The following is a 23,116-nucleotide window of genomic DNA, read 5'->3' as shown; positions in this document are numbered from 1 at the left end:
GGTGTACATGGGGTTCACACCGATGGCCCCCGGTGCGACCCTGTGATCATGAGCCGTATCGAAGCGCCTCGCGACGAAGACCTCGCAGCGACCGGCAACCTCGTCGACCGTCTGCTCGGCGGCCTCCCCGCCGAGACCGTCCTCACCGACCCGGACGTCACGGCCTCCTACGCCAACGACATGGCCAGCTTCTGCCCGGCCGGCGCCCCCGCGGTGGTCGTCCTGCCGCGCACGGTCGAACAGGTCCAGCACGTCATGCGCGTCGCCACCGAGCTGCGGATCCCGGTCGTCCCGCAGGGCGCCCGCACGGGCCTGTCGGGCGCGGCCAACGCCTCCGACGGCTGCATCGTGCTGTCCCTGACGAAGATGGACCGGATCCTGGAGATCAACCCGGTCGACCGCATCGCCGTCGTCGAACCGGGCGTCGTCAACGCCACGCTCTCCCGCGCGGTGGGCGAACACGGGCTCTACTACCCGCCCGACCCCTCCAGCTGGGAGATGTGCACGATCGGCGGCAACATCGGCACCGCCTCCGGCGGCCTGTGCTGCGTGAAGTACGGGGTGACGGCCGAGTACGTCCTCGGGCTCGACGTCGTCCTCGCCGACGGGCGCCTGATGTCCACCGGCCGCCGCACGGCGAAGGGCGTCGCCGGATACGACCTCACCCGTCTCTTCGTCGGCTCCGAGGGCTCGCTCGGCATCGTCGTACGGGCGACCCTGGCGCTGCGGCCGCAGCCGCCCGAGCAGCTGGTGCTGGCCGCCGAGTTCGCGTCCGGGGCCGCCGCCTGCGATGCCGTGTGCCGGATCATGGCGGGCGGCCACGTGCCGTCCCTCCTCGAACTGATGGACCGTACGACGGTCAAGGCCGTCAACGACCTCGCGAACATGGGGCTCCCGGAGAGCACGGAAGCCCTGCTGCTGGCCGCGTTCGACACGGCGGACCCGGCCGCCGACCTCGCCGCCCTCGGCGCGCTGTGCGAGGCCGCGGGCGCCACCCAGGTCGTCCCGGCCGACGACGCGGCCGAGTCCGAACTCCTCCTCCAGGCACGCCGCTTGTCCCTCACCGCCCTGGAGGCGGTCAAGGGCACGACGATGATCGACGACGTGTGCGTGCCCCGGTCGCGGCTCGCCGAGATGCTGGAGGGGACCGAGCGGATCGCCGAGAAGTACCAGCTCACCATCGGCGTCGTCGCGCACGCCGGCGACGGCAACACCCACCCGACCGTCTGCTTCGACGCCCAGGACCCCGACGAGTCCCGGCGCGCCCGCGAGTCCTTCGACGAGATCATGGCCCTCGGCCTGGAACTCGGCGGCACGATCACCGGCGAGCACGGCGTGGGCGTCCTGAAGAAGGAGTGGCTGGCCCGCGAGATCGGCCCGGTGGGCGTGGAGATGCAGCGGGCGATCAAGTCGGCGTTCGACCCGCTGGGCATCCTGAATCCGGGCAAGCTGTTCTGATCCCGGTTCCCCGGCCCGGTCACCGTTCCCTCGGAACGGGTCACTGTTCCTCCGGCACGGTCACTGGGCGAGCAACTGGTCGAGCGCCTCGTCGATACCGAGTTGCTCGCCCTCGGTCCCCGGGGGCACCACCCGCAGCGTCCGCTCCAGCCAGGCGGACACCTGGGGCGTCGGGGCCTCCAGGAGGGCGTCACCATCAGGTGAACTCAGCGCCATCAGGACGACGCTGCGGCCTGCCACCTTGGTCGGCCACATCCGTACGTCCCCGTGCCCGCACGGCCGGAACACCCCCTCCACGAGGAGCTCGCGGGCGAACGTCCAGTTCACCGGGTGGTCGGAGTTGATGTGGAAGGTGATGTGGACGGCGTACGGGTCGTCGGTGTGGTAGCTCAGCAGGGCCGGGACCGGGATGCCGCGCTCCGGCGACAGGATGAGCCTGAGCTCCAACTCGCGCTCCACAACGGTGTAGTGCATGGTGTGCTTCCTCTCTCGCGCCTCGTGCACGGGACCCCGCGGTGGGCCCGTACGAGTGGAGAGCGGGCGGGGCCGGAAGCATTACGCGGTTTCGCGGAACTTTTTTCCCGGCAGCGTCACGAGGGTGCTCAAATGGAGTGGGTCCGGTGGGACTGGCGGTGCTTGCTGCGCCGGTCTGATAGATGTGGAGGCCCCCATTTGACCCCCGAGCAGATACGGGACGACGGACATGAGCGCCCCAACCCCGGCACCCGGTGACGACAGGCCCCGCGACGGGTATTACCCGGACCCGTCCATTCCCGGATATGTCCGGTACTGGAACGGTGCCTCCTGGGTTCCCGGCACCAGCCGCCCGGCCCCCGCGGACGGCGAACCGCTCGCCCCACCGCCGGGCGCCCGGGCCGCGTCCGGTCCCGGAGCGGCTCCGGTCGAGGAGACGGGCCCGCACTTCTTCGACGAGGACCCGGCCGACGCCTCCGGCCCCGTCTCGGCGGGCGACGCCCAGCACGGCAGCCGGCCCGAGCCCGCGTCCGCCTGGGGCGCCGACCGTTCCCGTCAGTCGGGCTTCGGCGGCGACCAGGACCGCCGGGTCTCCTGGGGTTCGCCGCAGGGCGCTCCCCAGGGTGCCCAGGGGCAGGGTGGCGACCCCCGGCTGCCGCATCCCGCGCAGCCCGGTGACGGCCCGGCCCAGCCGGACGGCCGCTCCGCCCGCACGGACGGCTCGGCGACGATTCCGCCCGCCGAGCCGGACCAGGGCGATGTCGCCTCCGGCAACACGTTCGTCTTCCGCCGGGCCACGGCGGGCCCCGGTGGCCCGGCGGCCGACGGCTCCGGCCCGGGCACGACAGGCCGTACGACCCCGGCGGCTCCCGGCGTCCCTGGCCCCGGCGGCCCCCGCGACGACGACGGCACGATGACCTTCCGCGCGCTCTCCCCGCGCACGGCCCAGCAGAGCGGGGCGGCGGGGGCGCAGCGGGGGAGCACGGGGGCGACGGCAGCCGGCGCTGAGGCGGCAGGCCTGCGGCCTCAGCCCGCGCCCGGGGCCGACGCCCAGCACTCGGCGGGCGCAGGGCCCGGGCAGGCCGGCGGCGCGGCCGGAGCCCCCTCGCAGGGCTACGGCCCCCAGTCCACCCCCGCCGGACAGCCCGCGTCTCCCGACGCCCCCGGCTTCGCCGCCGGAAAGGCCGCCACAGCCCGGGCCTCGGCGGCGCAGGGGCAGGGGCAGGGACAGGCGCAGGCGCAGGGGCGGGTCGGACCCGGGGGAGCCGCAGCCGCCCCCGCCGCCCTCTCCGGCCCTCAGCAGACGCCCCCGGCGTCCCCGGTGTCCGGCCCGCAGCAGGCCGCCCCGAGCGTGCCCCAGCAGCCCGGCGCGCCGCAGCCGCAGCCCGCCGCCTCCGCCGCTTCCGGCGGCACGCCGATGGCGAGCGGCGCCGGTGGCGGCCAGCCCTCCTGGGCGCAGCAGGTGCACCGGCTCGCGGGCGCGTCCGACGAGGAGCAGCCGGTCGCGCCCTGGAAGCCACCGGTGGAGGACATCTTCCAGGCCGCCGCCCGGCGTCAGGCGTCCGCCCGCCCCGCGGGCCTCGGCAAGCGGCTGGCCGCCCGTCTGGTGGACACCCTGGTCCTCGCGGCCGTCACCGCCGGGGCCGCCGTACCGCTCGGCACCAAGGCGATCGACCACGTCAACGAGAAGATCGACGCGGCCAAGCTGTCCGGCGAGACCGTCACGGTCTGGCTGCTCGACGGCACGACGTCGGTCTATCTCGGCATCATCCTCGCCGTCCTGCTGCTCTTCGGCGTCCTCTACGAGGCGCTGCCCACCGCCAAGTGGGGCCGCACCCTCGGCAAGAAGCTGTTCGGCCTGGAGGTGCGGGACATCGAGGGCGGCGAGCCGCCGACCTTCGGCGGGGCCCTGCGCCGCTGGCTGGTCTACAGCGTGCCCGGCCTGCTCGGCATCGGGCTCGTGGGCGTCGCGTGGGGCCTGTTCGACCGGCCGTGGCACCAGTGCTGGCACGACAAGGCGGCGCATACGTTCGTGGCGGGCTGACGGCGTACAGCGGACGGCGTACATGATTCGGTAGCCCGGACGGCCGCTCGCCGGATGCGGAACGGGAGGGTTCGCGGTCGACTCGGGCCATGAGCAGCGAACCGCCTCCCGGCTCCGGTCAGCAGCCACCGGAAGACGACCCGTTCAGGAAGCAGCCCCCGCCGGCCGAGGGCTCGGGATCGCCGTACGGCGATCAGCCCCCGTACGGCAGCCAGCCCCCGCCCTACCAGGGCGGCGGTGACCCCTACGGGGGCGGTGGCGCCCCGTACGGCGGCGGTGGCGGGTATCCCGGCGATCCGCTGGCCGGCATGCCGCCGCTCGCCGAGAGCGGCCGGCGCACGCTCGCCCGGATCATCGACATGATCCTCGTGGGCATCGTCGTCTGGCTGCTCACCTGGGCCTTCGGCGTCAACGAGTACAACGTGGACGGCGACGACATGGAGTACGGCAAGTCGCTCGGTCAGTCGCTGGTCGCCGCCCTGCTCTACATCGGCTACGACACCTTCATGATCGTCAAGTCGGGGCAGACGCTCGGCAAGAAGTGGCTGGGCATGCGGGTGGCCAACCTGGACAACGGGGCCACACCGTCCGTGCAGAGCACGCTGATCCGCTCGGCGGTGCTGTGGATCCCGTTCGCGTTCTGCTGCGCCTGTATCTGGACCGCGATCTCGGGCGGCTGGAGCTTCTTCGACAAGCCCTACAAGCAGGGCCTGCACGACAAGGCGGCGAAGACGGTGGTGGTCAGGACCACCTGACCACCGACCACAGAAGACTCGACGACAGAAGACGCGCCCACAGAAGACGCGCCCACAGAAGACTTACGTCAGGACGCAGCGCGCTCGTGCACGGGCTGTTCGGATGCCACCGAGGCGACCGAGGCCGGTACGGGCGCCTGCGCCGTTTCCGTGGCGGGGCGATGTACCGCGACCACGCGGGGCTTGTGCACCGGTACGGTCATCGCCACCAGCAGCCCGAGGACGAGCGCCGAGAAGGCGATGATCGCGATCCCCACGCCCGAACTCGTCTGTGACAGCAGCAGCATGGCGAGCGTCGAGAAAATCACGGTGCACGAACCGTAGGCGAGCTGTGCGGCCGTCGGGCGAGGCGTGACAGTCGGACGAGGCATGTCAATCGTGTCCTCGGAAGTGGGGTCCACGGGGGGTGTCGGCCTGGCTTTCCGCCGTATTCCGGGCGTTCCGCCAATCGACTCTAATCGCCTGCATGCCCGAGCGGAACGAACGGTAAGCGTGACCTGACCAACAGTGCCGGAGCATGGGGGGCGCACGGAGTCATGGCGTCCAGCAAGTGGACGGACTCGCGCGCCTGTTCGGCACTCCGTCATGTGTCCGCAATGTGAACTCTGCCTCCGCATAGTGCAATTGGCGTGCTCAAGTCAAGGTCTGTCTCTTCTCCCCAACCTTTAGTCGAATACCGGCACTTGACCAATGGGGAGAGACTCAAGTGACCAGTAGACCCTGGCAGCTCAGAGCCGCCGCGACTGTCGTGGCGCTCGCCGCCGCCACCGCCACCATCTCCACCTTCGCCGTGGCGCAGGCCGATCCGGCCGCCGCACCCGCTTCCGCAGACGGGCACGACCCGCAGCCGGCGAAGAGCAGGGAACACGACCTCGACGGCCCCCTGTCCAAGACCCAGGAGGCGCAGCGCAAGGAAGCACTCGACCAGGTCATATCCGGCGCCGCCACGGTCAAGGACCGGGACGGCTCGAAGGTCGTCAAGCTCGACGGCTCCAAGGGCAAGGACAAGTACGTCGAGCTCGGCCGCGAGAAGACCGACAAGATCTTCACGATCCTCGTCGAGTTCGGCGACCAGATCGACAGCCGCTACGGCGGCACGGTCGGCCCGCTGCACAACGAGATAGCCGAGCCCGACCGCGCGGTGGACAACAGCACGGCCTGGCAGGCGGACTACAACCAGGCGCACTTCCAGGACCTGTACTTCGGCGACGGAAGGGACGCCGAGTCGCTGAAGAAGTACCACGAGAAGACACCTGGGCGCGTTCGTTCAGACGTTCAGTAGGTGCCTCGATCGGGGTGCCTTGGGCGCTGCGATCCAGAGGGGTGCGGCACCCGCGCTAGAGTCCCCTTATCTGACAACCTTGTTGCGGATCTACCGCCGGGCGGGCGGGAAGTGACGCCTGTGGAGGCTCACGTAAGACCGATTCCTCTCGGGGAGCGGCTGGAGCCTGTGAAGCAGGAACCCGTGGTGGTGCCACATGGCACGGACCGGAATCGTCGGCCCTCGGGCAGGCGAGGGCGCCAAATCGACCACTTCCAGATTGCTTCAACGAGCAGGCGGGTGGTCCCGGTTGGCGGCGCCCTGACGAACACGCGTTGTGGGCGCACCACTGGTGTACGTGGGAGTGGCACCCAGGTCGGCGACACCGGCATATGGGTCGGCGACTACACCATCCAGCCGGAGAACGGCGGCCTGGGCGTCTTCGCCCACGAGTACGGCCACGACCTCGGCCTGCCCGACGAGTACGACACCTCCGGCGGCGGCGAGAACTCCACCGGCTTCTGGACCCTGATGTCGTCCGGCTCCTGGCTCGGCACCGGCAAGGACTCCATCGGCGACCTGCCCGGCGACATGAACGCCTGGGACAAGCTGCAACTGGGCTGGCTGGACTACGACGTGGCCAAGGCCGGCACCAAGTCCACCCACACGCTGGGCGTCGCGGAGTACAACACCAAGAACCCGCAGGCCCTCATCGTCCAGCTGCCCGACAAGAAGGTCACCACCGAGGTGGTCACCCCGGCCCAGGGCGTCACCCAGTGGTGGAGCGGCAGCGGCGACAACCTCCGCAACACCCTGGCCCGTACGGTCGACCTGACCGGCAAGGCGTCGGCGGCGCTGACCCTCGACGGCTGGTGGGACATCGAGGCCGACTACGACTACCTCTACACCGAGGTCTCCACCGACGGCGGCACCAACTGGACGCCGATCGACGGCACCCTGGCCGACGGCACCGCCGTCCCGCGCGACGGCAGCGGCAAGCCCGCTCTCACCGGCACGGTGGACGCCTACCAGAAGCTGACCTACCCGCTGGACGCCTACGCGGGTCAGAAGGTCGACCTGCGCTTCCGCTACGCCACCGACGGCGGCGTGGCACAGAAGGGCTTCGCGGCCGACCGGATCACGGTGACCGCCGACGGCGCCGCCCTGTTCTCCGACACCGCCGAGTCCGCGGACGCGGCCTGGACGGTGAACGGCTTCTCCCGCATCGGCGCGGCCATCACCGACGACTACGCGCAGTACTACATCGCCGAGAACCGCCAGTACGTGTCGTACGACAAGACCCTCAAGGTCGGCCCGTACAACTTCGGCTTCTCGACGACGCGTCCGGACTGGGTGGAGCACTACGCGTACCAGAACGGCCTGTTGATCTGGAAGTGGGACACCTCCCAGGCCGACGACAACACCAGCCAGCACCCCGGTGAGGGTCTGATCCTGCCGGTCGACGCCCACCCGACGCCGCTGAAGTGGTCGGACGGCACGCTGATGCGCAACCGCGTCCAGTCCTTCGACTCGACCTTCAGCTGGTACCCGACGGACGCGCTCACGCTCCACAACGCGGGCGTCGCCACGAAGATCAAGTCGCGTCCCGGAGTCCCGGTCTTCGACGACGGCAAGTCGACGTACTACGACGAGTCGACCCCGCTCGCGGGCGTCAGGGTCACTGACACCGACACCCGGATCAAGATCGTAAAGGAGCCGCTGAGCGGCTCGACGATCACGCTCCAGGTCGGACCGTCCGCGAAGTAGACAGCATTTTCGCAGGTCAGAAGCGTATCGGCGGTGACCCCCTGGCGGGTTGCCGCCGATCGTGTTTAGGTGCGTCCTGTGGTTCTCTTATTGACACCGATGTTGACGCCGACTCGCACGGGGGTGTGACCGCATGGCCGCAGGAGGTTTCTGCAAGCTGCCGACCGGCAGCGTGGTGGTGGCATTGAACCTGCCCAGCCCCACCGCCGACGGCACGGGCAGTGTCCGCTTCCTCGTCCACGCCCAGAACCGTGCGCGCGCCCTGACCAGGCTCCGCAACCTCGGCATGCGGGCGGTCTACCTGCGCGGCAACGCCGCCCCGCCGACCCCCGACGAGATCACCGCGGTCCTGCACCATCCGGACGGCCTGATATGGCGTACGGCGCCTGACAACGCTGTCGGCGGACCGGAGCTCGTCCAGGAGCTCTGGCACCCGATCAGGGCGTTGCTCAGACGCCCCCCGGCCCCGGCGTGACACCGCCGGGCTCCGCGGGGCTGCGCGGGCTCTCTAGACGACCGGCTTCCCGGTCAGCTCCACGCCCGCCGCGCGCAGCTCCTCGACGGCCCGCTCGGTGGTCTCCTCGGCCACCCCGGCCGTGAGGTCCAGCAGCACCTGCGTACGGAAGCCCTCGCGGGCCGCGTCCAGGGCGGTGGCGCGCACGCAGTGGTCGGTGGCGATGCCGACGACGTCGACCTCCTCGACCTGCCGGGCGCGCAGCCAGTCGGCGAGCGTCACGCCGTTCTCGTCGGCGCCCTCGAAGCCGCTGTAGGCCGCCGCGTACGCGCCCTTGTCGAAGACGGCGTCGACCGCGCCGGAGGCGACGGCCGGGGCGAAGTTCGGGTGGAAGCCGACGCCCTCGGTGCCGGCGACGCAGTGCGCGGGCCAGGAGTGGGCGTAGTCGGGGTTGTCGGCGAAGTGGCCGCCGGGGGCGATGTGGTGGTCGCGGGTGGCCACCACGTGCTGGTAGCCGGAGCCGGCCGCCTGCCCGATCAGCTCGGTGACGGCGGCGGCCACATCGGCACCCCCGGCCACCGCGAGACTGCCCCCTTCGCAGAAGTCGTTCTGCACGTCAACGACGATCAAGGCGCGGCGCATGGTCGGTGTCCTTCGACTATGGGGTCGGGGCGGAGAAGGGGTGCGGGCCCGGCCGGTGAACCTCCGAGCCTACGGACTTGTGGGGCGGGACGGGAGGGGGCACGGCAGGGCGTGAAGCACGGCACCAGCTTTAGCTACCCGAGCGCCCATGCACGTACTCCGTCGGGATGACCGGTTCTCCGCGCGACAACTGCGTCGCCGACAGCGGCAGGTTGCCCCGGGCGGCCGCGTGCCGGTCGCGTACGACGTCCAGCGGCTCCCGCGCGACGACCCCGCCGGCCTTGACCAGCTCGACGAGCAGCTGCCGGTCGACGAGTTCGCCCGGCACCGGCCCGGTGCCGACGACCTCCGCCTCCGCGATCCCGTACTCGTCCAGGCGCCGCGCCGCCCACTTGCGGCCGCCGATGGACGTCTTGCCGCCGGACGACTTCTTCGCCACCGGCACCAGCGGGGCCTTGAGGTCGGCGGACTCGGCGCGGGCGACCAGCTTGTAGACCATCGAGCAGGTCGGGTGCCCGGAACCGGTCACCAGCTGGGTGCCGACGCCGTACGCGTCCACGGGCGCCGCCGCGAGCGAGGCGATGGCGTACTCGTCCAGGTCGGAGGTCACGATGATCCGGGTGTCCGTCGCGCCCAGCTCGTCCAGCTGCTGCCGCACCCGGTACGCGACCAGCAGCAGGTCACCGGAGTCGATGCGCACCGCGCCCAGCTCGGGCCCGGCGACCTCGACGGCCATGCGGACGGCCTCGGTGACGTCGTACGTGTCCACCAGCAGCGTGGTGCCCCGGCCCAGCGAGTTCACCTGGGCCTGGAAGGCGTCCCGTTCGTGGTCGTGGAGCAGGGTGAAGGCGTGCGCGCTCGTGCCGACCGTGGGGATGCCGTAGCGGAAGCCCGCCGCCAGGTCGGAGGTGGTGGTGAAGCCGCCGACGTACGCGGCGCGTGCGGCGGCGACCGCGGCCAGCTCGTGGGTGCGGCGGGCACCCATCTCGATCAGGGGGCGCTCCCCGGCGGCGGAGGACATCCGGGAGGCGGCCGCGGCGATCGCCGAGTCGTGGTTGAGGATCGACAGGACCACGGTCTCCAGGAGCACGCACTCGGCGAAGGAGCCCTCGACCCGCATGATCGGCGAGCCCGGGAAGTACACCTCCCCCTCCGGATAGCCCCATATGTCACCCGAGAAGCGGTACGAGGCGAGCCAGTCCAGGGTCTCGTCGTCGACGATGCCGCCCTCGCGCAGGAAGCCGAGGACGTCCGCGTCGAAACGGTAGTTCTCGACCGCGTCCAGCACCCGGCCGGTGCCCGCGACGACGCCGTAGCGCCGCCCCTCCGGCAGCCGCCGGGTGAAGACCTCGAACACGCTGCGCCGTTCGGCGGTACCCGCCTTCAGGGCGGCCTGCAGCATCGTGAGCTCGTACTGGTCCGTGAAGAGCGCTGTCGAGGGAACGTCCACCGGCAGCCCAAGGTCCGCTGTGTTCATGGCAGCAGATGCTACCTCTATTTGTGTCAGTGTGACGATTTGTAGGGAGCGTGGCAGCATGGGCGATGTGACGTCACCCGCTCCCGTAGAGATCGAACGCACCGAGTCGGCGGAAGAGGTCTTCGCCGTCCCCGAGCCGGACGTCCCCTGGGTCACCATCGTCCACAACGACCCCGTCAACCTCATGAGCTATGTGACGTACGTCTTCCAGTCGTACTTCGGCTACTCCAAGGACAAGGCCACCAAGCTCATGCTCGACGTCCACCACAAGGGCCGGGCGGTCGTGTCCAGCGGCAGTCGCGAGGAGATGGAACGCGACGTGCAGGCGATGCACGGCTACGGCCTGTGGGCCACCCTCCAGCAGGACCGGAAGTGACCCGCCCCAGCCGCCCGCAGGACCGGAAGTAGCGATAACCCCTGATGCCAGGACAATTCGAACCGCTCCCCGGCGGCGGCGCGGCCGTCGCCCTCGACGACGTCGAGATCTCCATCATCCGGTCGCTGGCCGTCCAGCTCCTGGAGCTCATCGGCCCCGGCCCCGGCGAGGACGCCCCCGAGGACCCGCTCGCCGAGCTCTTCGCCGACGGCCCCAGCGAGCCGCCCTCCGATCCCGTCCTGATGCGTCTGTTCCCGGACGCCTACAGCGACCCCGAGGGCACCCCGGGTCCCAAGGAGGCCGAGGAGCAGCGGGCGTACTCCTCCGAGTTCCGCCGCTACACCGAGAACGACCTGCGGGCCGGCAAGCGCGAGAACGCCCTCGCGGTGATTCGCGCCCTGGGCGAGCTCAGCGCCGCGGGTGAGGGCGGGGCGGTCCTCAAGCTGTCCCCGGAGCAGTCCCAGCAGTGGCTCGGCGCCCTCAACGACCTGCGCCTGGCGATCGGCTCCCGGCTGGACATCACGGACGAAGAGGACACGGACCTCCTCTACCGCCTGCCGGACGAGGACCCCCGCAAGCCGATGGTCATGGCGTATCTGTGGCTGGGCGGGCTCCAGGAGACCCTCGTTTCGACACTCATGCCCTGACTTGTGACGGTTGTGTGTTCGCTCAGCGGACGCTCAAATCCGGATAACGATCGCGTCACCGTGACGGACACCTATGCCCCTCCAGGGTGGCTTTTGTCCAACTCTCCCTGTGTGCTGCGCCACACGTCGCTCAGGCGATCATCATTGCGGCCGTGATAAATCTTCACGACCGCCCGGCGAACACCACCCGAATGTTCGGCCGGGTGCGCCACCGAGCCGGCGGACCGCCGGCCAGGCACGAGCGGGCCCGCAAGGCCCGCTCAGCTCCATCAATCCGGGGGGATCGGAACCCGATCCGAGGCCGACGAGAGGCCCGGGTCGGCATGGAGGAAGGCGCACCACACATGACCTCAGCGCAGGTCGACACGGAGAAGACCCCCGAGGGAGAGGGGTACGAACGAGGGCTCGGCAGCCGCCAGGTCCAGATGATCGCGATCGGCGGCGCCATCGGCGTCGGACTCTTCCTGGGCGCCGGGGCGAACATCGCCAAGGCCGGACCCAGCCTCATCTTCATGTACGCCCTCGCGGGCGTGATCATCTTCTTCATCATGCGGGCACTCGGCGAGCTCCTGCTCTACCGCCCGGTCTCGGGTTCGTTCGCGGAGTACTCCCGCGAGTTCCTCGGCCCGTTCTTCGGCTACTTCACCGGCTGGACGTACTGGCTGATGTGGGTGGTCACCGGCATGGCCGAGCTGACGGCCGCCGCGATCTACGTCAACTACTGGTTCCCGGCCATTCCGCAATGGGTGACGGCCCTGGTCTTCCTGGTGATCCTCTTCGGGGTCAACCTGATCTCCGTGAAGGTCTTCGGCGAGCTGGAATTCTGGTTCTCGATGGTCAAGGTCACCGCCCTCATCGGCATGATCGTGATCGGCTTGGGCGTCCTCACCTTCGGCTTCAGCAGCGCCGGTGACACCGCGGCCGTCTCCAACCTCTGGGCCTTCGACGGCTTCTTCCCCAAGGGCATCGGCTCGTCCCTGATGACCCTGCAGGGCGTCATGTTCGCCTACCTCGCCGTCGAACTGGTCGGCGTCACGGCCGGCGAGTCCGAGGACCCGGAGAAGACCCTCCCCAAGGCGATCAACACCCTGCCCTGGCGCATCGCGCTCTTCTACGTCGGTGCCCTCACCGTCATCCTGTGCGTGGTCAAGTGGACCGAGTTCGCACCGGGGGTGAGCCCCTTCGTCGAGGCCTTCGCGAAGATCGGCATCCCGGCGGGCGCGGCCATCGTCAACTTCGTGGTGCTGACCGCCGCCCTGTCCTCCTGCAACTCGGGCATGTACTCCACCGGCCGCATGCTGCGGAACCTGGCCGAGAGCGGAGAGGCCCCGAGGGCGTTCAGCAAGCTGTCGTCGACCAAGACGCCCGCCTTCGGCATCTTCGTCTCCGTGCTCTTCATGGGCATCGGCGTGGTCCTCAACTACGTCGTCCCGGAGAAGGCCTTCGGCTACGTCGTCTCCGTCGCCACCGCGGCCGGCATCTGGACGTGGCTGATGATCCTCATCAGCCACGTCCTGTACCGCCGCGCGGTCGAGGCCGGCCGCCTGCCCGCCTCGCCCTTCCCGGCGCCGGGCGGCTCGAAGTGCTCGTACGTCGCGATCGCCTTCCTGCTCTTCGTCACCGGCCTGATCGCGTACGACGCCGACTCCCGCGTCTGCCTCTACGTGATGGCGGTCTGGGCCGCCGCCCTGGGCATCGGCTGGGCGATCCTGAAGAGCCGCAACCCGCGGATCGCGGACCGCGGCGGCGAGCCGGAGTTCGAGAAGATCGGCTGACCCCTCCGCTCACCATGTGGGCCGCCCCGTACCACCCTTCGATACGGGGCGGCCCTGCTGCTTATCCTGGCCAGCATGCTGACCATCACCCAGGCCCTGTTCGACCAGATCGTCGTCCACGCGCGCGAGGACCACCCCGACGAGGCATGCGGCGTGGTCGCGGGCCCGGCGGGCACCGGCCGCCCCGAGCGCTTCATCCCGATGCTGAACGCCGCCCGCTCGCCCACCTTCTACGAGTTCGACTCGCAGGACCTGCTCAAGCTCTACCGCGAGATGGACGACCGCGACGAGGAGCCGGTGATCATCTACCACTCCCACACCGCGACCGAGGCCTACCCGTCCCGCACCGACATCTCCTACGCCAACGAGCCCGGCGCGCACTACGTCCTCGTCTCGACCGCGGACACCGACGCGGCGGGCCCGTTCCAGTTCCGCTCCTTCCGGATCGTCGAGGGCGAGGTCACCGAGGAGGAGATCAAGGTCGTCGAGGCATACTGACCGTCGTACCCGCCCGAGCAACTCGCCGTATCGGAGATGGTGTTGACGCAGCGGCCGACCCCACGGCGCCCCACCCTGGAGGACGTCGCCCGCCGGTCCGGCGTCTCGAAGTCCACGGTGTCCCGGGTGATCAACGACGAGCCCAAGGTGCGCGCCGAGGTCGTCGACCGCGTCCGGGAAGTGATCACCGAACTCGGCTACGTACCGAACCAGGCCGCCCGCCAGCTGGTCACCCACCGCACCAACGCCATCGCGGTCGTGGCCACCGAGCCCGACAACCGGCTCTTCCTCGACCCGTTCTTCGACTGCCTCCTGCGCGGCATCCGCCGGGAACTCGCCCAGCACGGCGCCCAGGCGGTCCTGCTCTTCCTGGACGAACCGGACGACTACGCGCGCGTGGCCGACTACCTCGGCGGCGGCCACGTCGACGGAGCCGTCCTCTTCTCCCTGCGCCCCGGCGACCGGCTGCACGAGATGATCGAGCGGATCGGCCTGCCCGCCGTCTTCGGCGGCCGGCCGCTGCTGCGCGCCGGCGACACCGTGCACCGCCACGCCTACGTCGACGGCGACAACCGCGGGGGAGCCCGGCAGGCCGTCCAGCACCTGGTCTCGCTCGGCAGGAAACGCGTCGCGACCGTCACCGGCCCCCACGACCAGGAGACCTCCGCCGCCGACCGCCTCGCCGGCTACCGGGACGTCCTCCTCGACGCCCCGCCCGAGCTGACCGAGCGCGCCGACTACACCCGGCAGGGCGGCGCCGACGCCATGGCCGCCCTCCTCGACCGGTGCCCCGACCTGGACGCCGTGTTCGTCGCCTCGGACCTCATGGCCTCCGGCGCCCTGCAGACCCTGCGGGCACGCGGACGCCGGGTGCCCGAGGACGTGGCCGTCGTCGGCTTCGACGACCTGACCGACATCGCGGAGTCGACCGACCCGCCCCTGACCACGGTCCACCAGGACGTCGAGGGCATGGGACGCCTGATGGCCGGGCTGCTGTTCGACCGCACAGAGCGCACCGACCGCACCGACCGCACCGAGCGGGCCGAGGCGCCGTCCTCCGTCGTGGTACCGACCCGGCTGGTTCTGCGCGGGTCCGCATGAGTGGCCCCGCGCGGGCCCGCGGGCCCGCCTCAGCAGCGCGGTCTCACTCCCCGGCCGGAATCCGTCCGGCATGTGGGATCACATTCCGGGACCCCGACCGGGAATCGATACGATGAGCCCATGGTTTCCCACGACGTGAGCGAAAAGACGCCGGGCATGCTGCTCGTGGCGCGGCTGCACGTCGACTTGTGCAGGCTCGCCAGCGCCATCTGTTGACGCTGCCCTGCCGCCGTACGGCCGTGAGCCGCGGCGCCTGATCAAGCACCACCCCGCTGTACAGCGCTGCCGCGCGCCACCGACCAGACACCTTCCGACAGGAGCCCTCAGCCATGGCCATCGAGGTCCGCATCCCGACCATCCTCCGCCAGTACACCGACGGCCAGAAGGCCGTGGAGGGCACCGGGGACACCCTCGCCGAGCTCTTCACCGACCTCGAGACCCGGCATGCGGGCATCCAGGCCCGCATCGTGGACGGCGGCGAACTGCGCCGCTTCGTCAACGTCTACCTGAACGACGAGGACGTCCGCTTCCTCGACGGCATCAGCACCAAACTCGCCGACGGCGACAGCATCACGATCCTGCCGGCCGTGGCCGGCGGCATGGTCTAAGGCCCGCTGACCACCGATGCGTTACGACTCCCCGCTGGCCGCGGTGGGCAACACCCCTCTGGTGCGCCTGCCGCGGCTCTCGCCGTCCGCCGACGTCCGTATCTGGGCGAAGCTGGAGGACCGCAACCCGACCGGCTCGGTCAAGGACCGCCCCGCCCTGCACATGATCGAGCAGGCGGAGAAGGACGGCCGCCTGACCCCCGGCTGCACGATCCTGGAACCGACGAGCGGCAACACGGGCATCTCCCTCGCCATGGCCGCCAAGCTCAAGGGCTACCGCATGGTCTGCGTGATGCCCGAGAACACCTCGCAGGAACGCCGTGACCTGCTCGGCATGTGGGGCGCCGAGATCATCCCGTCGCCCGCCGCGGGCGGCTCCAACACCGCCGTACGGGTCGCCAAGGAGCTCTCCGCCGAGCACCCCGACTGGGTGATGCTCTACCAGTACGGCAACCCGGACAACGCGGGCGCCCACTACGCGACGACCGGCCCGGAGATCCTGACGGACCTCCCCTCGGTCACCCACTTCGTCGCCGGCCTCGGCACCACCGGCACCCTGATGGGCGTAGGCCGCTACCTCCGCGAGAACAAGCCGGACGTCAAGATCGTCGCCGCCGAGCCGCGCTACGACGACCTGGTCTACGGCCTCAGGAACCTCGACGAGGGCTTCGTACCGGAGCTGTACGACGCCTCCGTCCTCACCACCCGCTTCTCCGTCGGCTCGGCGGACGCGGTCACCCGCACCCGCGAGCTCCTCCAGCAGGAGGGCATCTTCGCGGGTGTCTCCACCGGCGCCGCGCTGCACGCGGCGATCGGCGTCGGCAACAAGGCCGTCAAGGCGGGCGAGAGCGCGGACATCGTGTTCGTCGTCGCCGACGGCGGCTGGAAGTACCTGTCCACGGGTGTCTACACGGCAGCCACCACGGAGGAGGCCATCGAGGCCCTCCAGGGCCAGCTCTGGGCGTAAGCCCTCGTCGGCCGCCGTCAGCCCCGTTACGTGGCGAGGTGACGGACCTGGTCCCACAGGACCGGGTCCACCACCCCCGCCCTGCGCCGGAACTCCCACACCGGCACCTCGCGCAGCTCGTCCGTCTCCAGGAAGCTCGCGCGCCCGTGCGCATCGCCCACCGCGCCCGGCGGCAACGGGATCACCCCGGCCCGCTCGTCGTGGTACTTGCTGGTGATCTTCGCGACGGTCGCCCGCTCCCCGTGCACCACCAGCACCAGACAGGGCCGGTCCTTGCCCCCGGGCCCGTCCTCGTACGGCACGGTCGCCCACCAGATCTCCGCAGGCCGCGGACGCGTCCTCGGCCGCCCGCGGGGCCCCGTCGGACGCCCCGGCGGCCGGGTCCGCCGCCCCGCGGGACGCCGGCCGCGCCCCCAGCCGTCGACGAGCGTCGCGACCATCGCGAGCAGTACCACCGCCGCGAGCGCCAGCCACCAGGACGTATCCATGGGCATGACGTTACCGGCGCCCCATAACGCCCGCGCGCCCTTCCTCACGCCGCGCACGCCCCGGGGCCAGCCGAACCGGTGACACCACAGGTGAGTTCGCCCACAACAGCCCCTGGTGGAGGAGCGACCATGAGTTTTGCGCCTTACGCTCGACGAACCGCACGACCCCCGTCTCCTTCCCAGAAAAGTTTCCCGCCAGCGGAGGTTTCTGCTTTATGAAGCTCACCGTCGTCGGCTGCTCGGGGTCGTTCCCGTCCGCGGAATCGGCCTGCTCGAGCTACCTCGTCGAGGCCGACGGCTTCCGGCTGCTTCTCGACATGGGCAACGGTGCCCTGGGCGAGCTGCAGCGCCACTGCGGTCTCTACGACCTCGACGCGATCTTCCTCAGCCATCTGCACGCCGACCACTGCATCGACATGTGCGCGTACTTCGTCGCGCGCTACTACCGCCACGACGGCGGCCGCTGCGACCCGATCCCGGTCTACGGCCCCGAGGGCACCGAGCACCGCCTCACCACGGCCTACGCGGACACTCCCACCGCCTCCTCCATGAGCGAGGTCTTCGACTTCCACACGGTCAAGCCGTCCACCTTCGAGATCGGCCCGTTCACGGTCCACACCGAACGCGTGGCCCACCCCGTGGAGGCGTACGGCATCCGCGTCGAGCACGCCGGGAAGTCCCTGACGTACTCCGGCGACACCGGCATCAGCCCGGCCCTGGACGAACTCGCGCGCGACACCGACCTGTTCCTGTGCGAGGCCGCCTTCACGCACGGCAAGGAGAACATCCCCGACCTGCACCTCAACGGCCGCGAGGCGGGCGAGACGGCGAGCAGGGCAGGAGCCCGCCGCCTGGTCCTCACCCACATCCCCCCGTGGACCGACCCCCAGACCAACCTGGCCGACGCGCGCGCGGTGTACGACGGTCCGGTGGAACTGGCGGCGCCGAGGGTGACGTACGAGATCTGAGTCCCCGGTCGTACGAGATCTGAGTCCTCGGTCGTACGAGGTCAGAGTGCCCTGTACGGCGGACGGCCCCCGGAGCCTGGCGCTCCGGGGGCCGTCCTGTGTGCGAGAGGGGCTTACGGCCTACTTGGCCTCCGCCTTCTGCAGTTCCGCCAGTTCCTCGTCGGACTCGCGGCCCGGTGTCGGCAGATTGAACTTGATGATCGCGAAGCGGAAGACGACGTAGTAGACCACCGCGAAGCACAAGCCCACCACGGCCAGGCCGAGCGGGTTGGTCGCGATGCCCAGGTTCAGGAAGTAGTCCACCGCGCCGGCCGAGAAGCCGAAGCCGTCCTTCATACCGAGCGCCCAGGTCAGGGCCATCGAGACACCGGTGAGGACCGCGTGGATCCCGTACAGGACCGGCGCGATGAACATGAACGTGAACTCGATCGGCTCGGTCACACCGGTGACGAACGACGTCAGCGCGAGGGAGAACATCATGCCGCCGACGACCTTGCGACGCTCCGGACGGGCACAGTGCACGATCGCCAGACAGGCAGCCGGCAGCGCGAACATCATGATCGGGAAGAAGCCGGTCATGAACTGGCCCGCCGTCGGGTCACCGGCCAGGAAGCGGCCGATGTCGCCGCTCTTGCCCTCGTACTCGCCCGCCTGGAACCACGGGAACGAGTTCAGCAGGTGGTGCATGCCGATCGGGATCAGCGCACGGTTGGCGACACCGAAGATGCCGGCGCCCACCGCGCCCGAACCGACCAGCCACTCGCCGAAGTTGTGCAGACCCGTGCCGAGGACCGGCCAGATGTAACCGAAGACGATGCCGATGACCAGACCCGCGAAGGCCGACACGATCGGGACCAGACGACGGCCGCCGAAGAAGCCCGCCCAGTCCGGCAGCTTGGTCCGGTACAGCTTCTGGTACAGCAGGGCCACCACGATGCCCATCACCACACCGCCGAGGACCTTGGCGTCCACCGGGGCGTCCACCATGACGACCTTGCCGTCGACGGCCGTCGCCACCTGCGGAAGGTTCTTGTCGGTGAACGTGGCGAGTACGTTCTTGAAGACCAGGTAGCCGACGACGGCCGCGAGGGCCGTCGAGCCGTCCGACTTCTTGGCGAAGCCGATCGCGATACCCACGGCGAACAGCAGCGCCATGTTGTCGAGGATCGCGTTGCCGCCGGCCGCCATGAAACCGGCGATCTTCGTGATGAACGCGGGGAACTCCGGGCGTCCCAGCATGTCGGTGTTGCCGAGGCGGACCAGGAGAGCGGCGGCGGGCAGGACGGCCACCGGCAGCATCAGGCTGCGGCCGATACGCTGCATGACAGCCATCACGCCCGCGCCCTTCTTCTTGTCGGCCGCGGGAGCGGCGCTGGCCGTGGTCACAACTTCCTCCAGAGGGCATGGCGCCGCCCGGGGACACGTGAAGGGGGACGGCGGCGTCTCTTTGCCACGCGGAAACACCGCATGGTCTACACCACTCAGTGGTGTAGACCTGTTGTAGCACGGTGAAGGGCGGATAAGGAACCCGCGATTCTCTGTGACGAACCGGCTACGCCTTCGTCGTGTCCTCGACCTCCTCCTCCGGCTCCCTGCCCGGAGTCTTCAGATCGAACCTCGTGATCGCCAACCGGAAGATCACGTAGTACACGACCGCGAAGCACAGTCCGATCGGAATGATCGCCCACGGTCTCGTCGCCAGATTCCAGTTGATGACGTAGTCGATCAACCCGGCCGAGAAACTGAACCCGTCGTGCACCCCCAGCGCCCACGTCACCGCCATCGACACACCCGTCAGCAGTGCGTGCACCACGTACAACAACGGCGCGACGAACAGGAACGAGTACTCGATCGGCTCGGTGATCCCCGTGACGAACGACGTCAGCGCCACCGACAGCATCAGACCGCCGACCTCCTTGCGCCGGCTCGGCCTCGCACAGTGCGTGATCGCCAGCGCCGCCGCAGGCAGCGCGAACATCATGATCGGGAAGAAGCCCGAGGTGAACTGACCCGCGTCCGGGTCGCCCGCCAGGAACATGTTGATGTCGCCGTGCACCACCGAGCCGTCCGGCTTGGTGTACGTGCCGAACTGGAACCAGATGGGCACGTTCAGGAACTGGTGCAGCCCGATCACCAGCAGGGCGCGGTTCGCCACACCGAAGATGCCCGCACCCCACGCCTCCAGACCGTCCAGCCAGTCGCTGAAGTTCTCCAGGCCGTCACCGATCGGCGGCCACACCCACAGACACAGCGCCGCGAACGCGATCGCCACGAACGCCATGATGATCGGCACCAGCCGACGGCCATTGAAGAAACCGAGCCAGTCCACCAGCCTCGTACGGTGATACCGCTGCCAGAAGTAGGCGGTCATCAGACCCATGATGATCCCGCCGAACACCCCCGGATTCTGGAAGGTGAACGCCGTCACCGTGCCCCCGACCGTCGCCTGACAACCGATGTCGGGAATGGCCCTCGCCCCTTCGGGACAGTCCTCCGGGAACTCCAGCAACACCGTGTAGTAGACGAGGAACCCCGTCACCGCCGCGAGCGCCGTCGAACCGTCCGACTTCTTCGCCATGCCGATCGCCACACCGACACAGAAGAGCAGCGGCAGCCCAAGCTGACCGTTGAGCAGCGCACCACCCGCGCCCGCCATCACCTTCGACACGTTCGTCCAGCCGAGCCCGTCGTCCCCGAACACATCAGGCTGACCAAGACGATTGAGGATGCCCGCGGCCGGCAGCACCGCGATCGGGAGCTGAAGACTGCGCCCCATCTTCTGCAACCCCTGGAACACGCTGTTCCAGCGAGCGCGCGCGGGACTCACCGCCGTATCGGCACCCCCGGCACCCCCGGCACCCCCGGCGCTCCCGGCGTTCTCGGCACTCATGGTTTGGCGACCGCCTGTCAGGTGGTGTAGACCAGCTACGGACGATTTCGGTGCTGTGACGTCATCCTTCGGTACGCGCGGCACGATCGCTGGCGAAGATGGGCCAACTGTGGGTTACTGCGACAAAGCGGTTCGGATCAGGGAGAAACAACATGGCCAGCAAGGCTGAGAAGATCGTTGCCGGGCTCGGCGGCATCGACAACATCGAAGAGGTCGAAGGCTGCATCACCCGCCTGCGCACCGAAGTCATCGACGCCGGCAAGGTCGACGAGGCCGCCCTGAAGGCCGCCGGCGCCCACGGCGTCGTCAAGATGGGCACCGCCATCCAGGTCGTCATCGGCACCGACGCCGACCCCATCGCCACGGAGATCGAAGACATGATGTGAGCCCACGAGCTCACCGGTTCACCGGTTCACCGCTTCAGGGGTCCTTCCCACCGCGGGAGGGGCCCCCTCCGCATGTACGGCTAGGCTCAACGCCATGTCTCGAATCGACGGCCGCACCCCCGAACAACTCCGCCCGGTCACCATCGAACGCGGCTGGAGCAAGCACGCCGAGGGCTCCGTCCTCGTCTCTTTCGGCGACACCAAGGTCTTCTGCACCGCCTCCGTCACCGAAGGCGTCCCGCGCTGGCGCAAGGGCAGCGGCGAAGGCTGGGTCACCGCCGAGTACTCCATGCTCCCCCGCGCCACCAACACCCGCGGCGACCGCGAATCCGTCCGCGGCAAGATCGGCGGCCGCACCCACGAGATCAGCCGCCTCATCGGCCGCTCCCTGCGCGCGGTCATCGACTACAAGGCCCTCGGCGAGAACACCATCGTCCTCGACTGCGACGTACTCCAGGCCGACGGCGGCACCCGCACCGCAGCGATCACCGGCGCCTACGTGGCACTCGCCGACGCCATCTCCTGGGCCCAGGGCAAGAAGCTGATCAAGGCCGGCCGCCAGCCCCTGACCGGAACGGTCAGCGCGGTCTCGGTCGGCATCGTGGGCGGAGTCCCGCTCCTGGACCTCTGCTACGAGGAGGACGTCCGCGCCGAGACCGACATGAACGTCGTCTGCACCGGCGACGGACGCTTCGTCGAGGTCCAGGGCACCGCCGAAGCCGAACCCTTCGCACGCGACGAACTCAACGCCCTCCTCGACCTCGCCGTCACCGGCTGCACCGACCTGGCCGCCCTGCAGCGCAAGGCACTTGATACGGTCCTCGAAAAGTAAAGGACGCACCAAGAAGGACGGCCGCCGGGCGCAACCCCGCCGACCGTCCTCGCGTCACTACGGATACGGGCGTACGGCTCACCGCTGTACGCCCGGCCAGCATGAGGGCCGACCGGGGACTGTCCCAGGGCCCTGCCAACGGGAGGGAACAGATCCATGGCCGCGAGCCGACGCCGCCGCAGTCGCCGAATCGCCATCGTCGCAGCGGTGGCCGCCGTCGGACTGACGACCGGCCTCACCACCGGTTGCGACGCCGTGAACAAGGCGCTGGACTGCGTCCAGACCGCCGACGCCATCGCCGACAGCGTCACCGACCTCCAGCAGGCGGTGGAGAGCGCGTCCAACGACCCGACGCAGCTCGAGGAATCCCTCGACGCCATCGACAAGAACCTCGACGAAATAGGCGACAAGACCGACAACGCCGACGTCAACAAGGCCGTCGACGACCTCGGCGAGGCCGTCACCAACGTCCGTACGTCGGTCGAGAACGGCGACGCGACCCCCGACCTCAGCGGGGTCACGGACGCGGCGGGCGAACTGACCAAGGTCTGCACGCCGTAGGGCACCCGGAAAACCCGGGAGAGGCGAGGGTCATGGGGCCGGAATACTGGACCCCATGACCCGCCTGATCCTCGCCACCCGCAACGCCGGAAAAATCACCGAACTCCGCGCGATCCTCGCCGACGCCGGCCTCCCTCACGACCTCGTCGGCGCCGACGCCTACCCAGACGTCCCCGACGTCAAGGAAACAGGCGTCACCTTCGCCGAGAACGCCCTGCTGAAAGCCCACGCCCTCGCCCAGGCAACGGGCCTGCCCGCAGTGGCCGACGACTCGGGGCTCTGCGTAGACGTCCTGAACGGCGCTCCCGGCATCTTCTCCGCCCGCTGGGCGGGCCGGCACGGCGACGACAAGGCCAACCTGGAGCTGTTGCTGGCCCAGCTCTCCGACATCGCCGACGAGCATCGGGGCGCGCATTTCGCGTGTGCGGCGGCGCTCGCACTGCCGGACGGCACGGAGCGGGTGGTTGAGGGGCAGCTGCGGGGGGTGCTGCGTCATTCGCCGGTGGGCACGAACGGCTTCGGCTACGACCCGATCCTCCAGCCGGAGGGGGAGACGCGGACGTGCGCCGAGATGAGCGCGGAGGAGAAGAACGCGATCAGTCATCGGGGGAAGGCGTTCAGGGGGTTGGTGCCGGTGGTGCGGGAGCTGTTGGGCTGACGTGCGCACGGAAACGGCCTGCGCATCGA

General features: G+C 69.8%; 24 protein-coding genes and 1 pseudogene. 18 read left to right on the top strand and 7 right to left on the bottom strand.

What is annotated here, in order from left to right; translation table 11 throughout:
- Positions 1-42 precede the first annotated feature (42 nt).
- On the top strand, positions 43-1,458 hold the full coding sequence (locus AC5P09_RS11660) for an FAD-binding oxidoreductase (RefSeq protein ID WP_493873786.1): 1,416 nt from the start codon (positions 43-45) through the stop codon (positions 1,456-1,458).
- A 60-nt stretch (positions 1,459-1,518) separates the two neighbouring features.
- Here the strand turns inward: AC5P09_RS11660 and AC5P09_RS11655 are convergent, their stop codons facing one another.
- Entirely contained in the window at positions 1,519-1,932 is a 414-nt protein-coding gene (locus tag AC5P09_RS11655) for an SsgA family sporulation/cell division regulator (protein ID WP_493873785.1), read from the bottom strand.
- Between the two features lie 229 nt (positions 1,933-2,161).
- Between AC5P09_RS11655 and AC5P09_RS11650 the strand changes: the two genes are divergently transcribed.
- Together AC5P09_RS11650 and AC5P09_RS11645 are read left to right on the top strand one after the other, a co-directional pair.
- A complete protein-coding gene (locus AC5P09_RS11650) occupies positions 2,162-3,976 on the top strand; it encodes an RDD family protein (protein ID WP_493873784.1) in 1,815 nt (604 codons plus the stop codon).
- Positions 3,977-4,065: 89 nt separating this feature from the next.
- Positions 4,066-4,731: an RDD family protein gene (locus AC5P09_RS11645; protein WP_493873783.1), complete on the top strand. Its 666-nt coding sequence runs from the start codon at positions 4,066-4,068 to the stop codon at positions 4,729-4,731.
- A 68-nt stretch (positions 4,732-4,799) separates the two neighbouring features.
- Here AC5P09_RS11645 and AC5P09_RS11640 read toward each other — a convergent pair whose 3' ends face one another.
- Positions 4,800-5,102, bottom strand: coding sequence for a hypothetical protein (locus tag AC5P09_RS11640; RefSeq protein WP_493873782.1), 303 nt, complete (start codon positions 5,100-5,102; stop codon positions 4,800-4,802).
- A 335-nt stretch (positions 5,103-5,437) separates the two neighbouring features.
- Here AC5P09_RS11640 and AC5P09_RS11635 point away from each other — a divergent pair.
- Positions 5,438-7,759 (top strand): annotated as a pseudogene (locus AC5P09_RS11635) (immune inhibitor A domain-containing protein).
- A gap of 133 nt (positions 7,760-7,892) precedes the next feature.
- Complete coding sequence (locus tag AC5P09_RS11630) at positions 7,893-8,234, top strand: hypothetical protein (RefSeq protein WP_329340183.1); 342 nt, start codon at positions 7,893-7,895, stop codon at positions 8,232-8,234.
- A 33-nt stretch (positions 8,235-8,267) separates the two neighbouring features.
- Here the strand turns inward: AC5P09_RS11630 and AC5P09_RS11625 are convergent, their stop codons facing one another.
- Positions 8,268-8,855, bottom strand: coding sequence for an isochorismatase family protein (locus tag AC5P09_RS11625; RefSeq protein WP_266438935.1), 588 nt, complete (start codon positions 8,853-8,855; stop codon positions 8,268-8,270).
- A gap of 130 nt (positions 8,856-8,985) precedes the next feature.
- Positions 8,986-10,332 carry a nicotinate phosphoribosyltransferase gene (locus tag AC5P09_RS11620; RefSeq protein ID WP_493873781.1) on the bottom strand — a complete coding sequence of 449 codons (1,347 nt, stop codon included), beginning with the start codon at positions 10,330-10,332 and terminating at the stop codon, positions 8,986-8,988.
- A 58-nt stretch (positions 10,333-10,390) separates the two neighbouring features.
- On the opposite strand from AC5P09_RS11620, the gene clpS reads away from it, so the two are divergent.
- The 8 genes from clpS to AC5P09_RS11580 all read left to right on the top strand — a co-directional run bounded on the left by clpS (position 10,391) and on the right by AC5P09_RS11580 (position 16,304).
- The gene (gene clpS / locus AC5P09_RS11615) at positions 10,391-10,708 is read left to right on the top strand and encodes an ATP-dependent Clp protease adapter ClpS (RefSeq protein WP_493873780.1); all 318 of its coding nucleotides are present in this window, start codon (positions 10,391-10,393) and stop codon (positions 10,706-10,708) included.
- 44 nt (positions 10,709-10,752) lie between these two features.
- Positions 10,753-11,355: a DUF2017 domain-containing protein gene (locus tag AC5P09_RS11610; protein WP_493873779.1), complete on the top strand. Its 603-nt coding sequence runs from the start codon at positions 10,753-10,755 to the stop codon at positions 11,353-11,355.
- 344 nt (positions 11,356-11,699) lie between these two features.
- A complete protein-coding gene (locus AC5P09_RS11605; RefSeq protein WP_493873778.1) occupies positions 11,700-13,130 on the top strand; it encodes an amino acid permease in 1,431 nt (476 codons plus the stop codon).
- Between the two features lie 75 nt (positions 13,131-13,205).
- Positions 13,206-13,628 carry a M67 family metallopeptidase gene (locus tag AC5P09_RS11600; RefSeq protein ID WP_493873777.1) on the top strand — a complete coding sequence of 141 codons (423 nt, stop codon included), beginning with the start codon at positions 13,206-13,208 and terminating at the stop codon, positions 13,626-13,628.
- A gap of 36 nt (positions 13,629-13,664) precedes the next feature.
- On the top strand, positions 13,665-14,729 hold the full coding sequence (locus AC5P09_RS11595; RefSeq protein ID WP_493873776.1) for a LacI family DNA-binding transcriptional regulator: 1,065 nt from the start codon (positions 13,665-13,667) through the stop codon (positions 14,727-14,729).
- Positions 14,730-14,849: 120 nt separating this feature from the next.
- Positions 14,850-14,945, top strand: a complete 96-nt coding sequence (locus AC5P09_RS11590; protein WP_019759525.1) for a putative leader peptide — start codon at positions 14,850-14,852, stop codon at positions 14,943-14,945.
- 113 nt (positions 14,946-15,058) lie between these two features.
- The gene (locus AC5P09_RS11585) at positions 15,059-15,337 is read left to right on the top strand and encodes a MoaD/ThiS family protein (RefSeq protein WP_493873775.1); all 279 of its coding nucleotides are present in this window, start codon (positions 15,059-15,061) and stop codon (positions 15,335-15,337) included.
- Between the two features lie 16 nt (positions 15,338-15,353).
- Complete coding sequence (locus AC5P09_RS11580; RefSeq protein ID WP_266438953.1) at positions 15,354-16,304, top strand: PLP-dependent cysteine synthase family protein; 951 nt, start codon at positions 15,354-15,356, stop codon at positions 16,302-16,304.
- A gap of 26 nt (positions 16,305-16,330) precedes the next feature.
- Here AC5P09_RS11580 and AC5P09_RS11575 read toward each other — a convergent pair whose 3' ends face one another.
- Positions 16,331-16,792 (bottom strand): type II toxin-antitoxin system PemK/MazF family toxin, encoded by a 462-nt coding sequence (locus tag AC5P09_RS11575; RefSeq protein WP_493873774.1) that lies wholly within the window; start codon positions 16,790-16,792, stop codon positions 16,331-16,333.
- Positions 16,793-17,007: 215 nt separating this feature from the next.
- Between AC5P09_RS11575 and AC5P09_RS11570 the strand changes: the two genes are divergently transcribed.
- Positions 17,008-17,760: an MBL fold metallo-hydrolase gene (locus tag AC5P09_RS11570; protein WP_493873773.1), complete on the top strand. Its 753-nt coding sequence runs from the start codon at positions 17,008-17,010 to the stop codon at positions 17,758-17,760.
- A 120-nt stretch (positions 17,761-17,880) separates the two neighbouring features.
- Here AC5P09_RS11570 and AC5P09_RS11565 read toward each other — a convergent pair whose 3' ends face one another.
- Together AC5P09_RS11565 and AC5P09_RS11560 are read right to left on the bottom strand one after the other, a co-directional pair.
- A complete protein-coding gene (locus tag AC5P09_RS11565) occupies positions 17,881-19,146 on the bottom strand; it encodes a PTS transporter subunit EIIC (RefSeq protein ID WP_493873772.1) in 1,266 nt (421 codons plus the stop codon).
- 166 nt (positions 19,147-19,312) lie between these two features.
- Positions 19,313-20,650, bottom strand: coding sequence for a PTS transporter subunit EIIC (locus AC5P09_RS11560; RefSeq protein WP_493873771.1), 1,338 nt, complete (start codon positions 20,648-20,650; stop codon positions 19,313-19,315).
- A 152-nt stretch (positions 20,651-20,802) separates the two neighbouring features.
- Here AC5P09_RS11560 and AC5P09_RS11555 point away from each other — a divergent pair, with 152 nt between their 5' ends.
- The 4 genes from AC5P09_RS11555 to rdgB all read left to right on the top strand — a co-directional run bounded on the left by AC5P09_RS11555 (position 20,803) and on the right by rdgB (position 23,087).
- Positions 20,803-21,036: a PTS sugar transporter subunit IIB gene (locus tag AC5P09_RS11555; protein WP_266438963.1), complete on the top strand. Its 234-nt coding sequence runs from the start codon at positions 20,803-20,805 to the stop codon at positions 21,034-21,036.
- Between the two features lie 94 nt (positions 21,037-21,130).
- Complete coding sequence (gene rph, locus AC5P09_RS11550) at positions 21,131-21,868, top strand: ribonuclease PH (protein WP_307675147.1); 738 nt, start codon at positions 21,131-21,133, stop codon at positions 21,866-21,868.
- Positions 21,869-22,024: 156 nt separating this feature from the next.
- Positions 22,025-22,429, top strand: coding sequence for a hypothetical protein (locus AC5P09_RS11545; RefSeq protein WP_493873770.1), 405 nt, complete (start codon positions 22,025-22,027; stop codon positions 22,427-22,429).
- Between the two features lie 55 nt (positions 22,430-22,484).
- Positions 22,485-23,087, top strand: a complete 603-nt coding sequence (rdgB, locus tag AC5P09_RS11540) for an RdgB/HAM1 family non-canonical purine NTP pyrophosphatase (RefSeq protein WP_493873769.1) — start codon at positions 22,485-22,487, stop codon at positions 23,085-23,087.
- Positions 23,088-23,116: the final 29 nt, after the last annotated feature.

It is taken from the genome of Streptomyces sp. a15, assembly GCF_059026085.1.
This window is presented reverse-complemented; position numbering and strand designations above follow the sequence as displayed.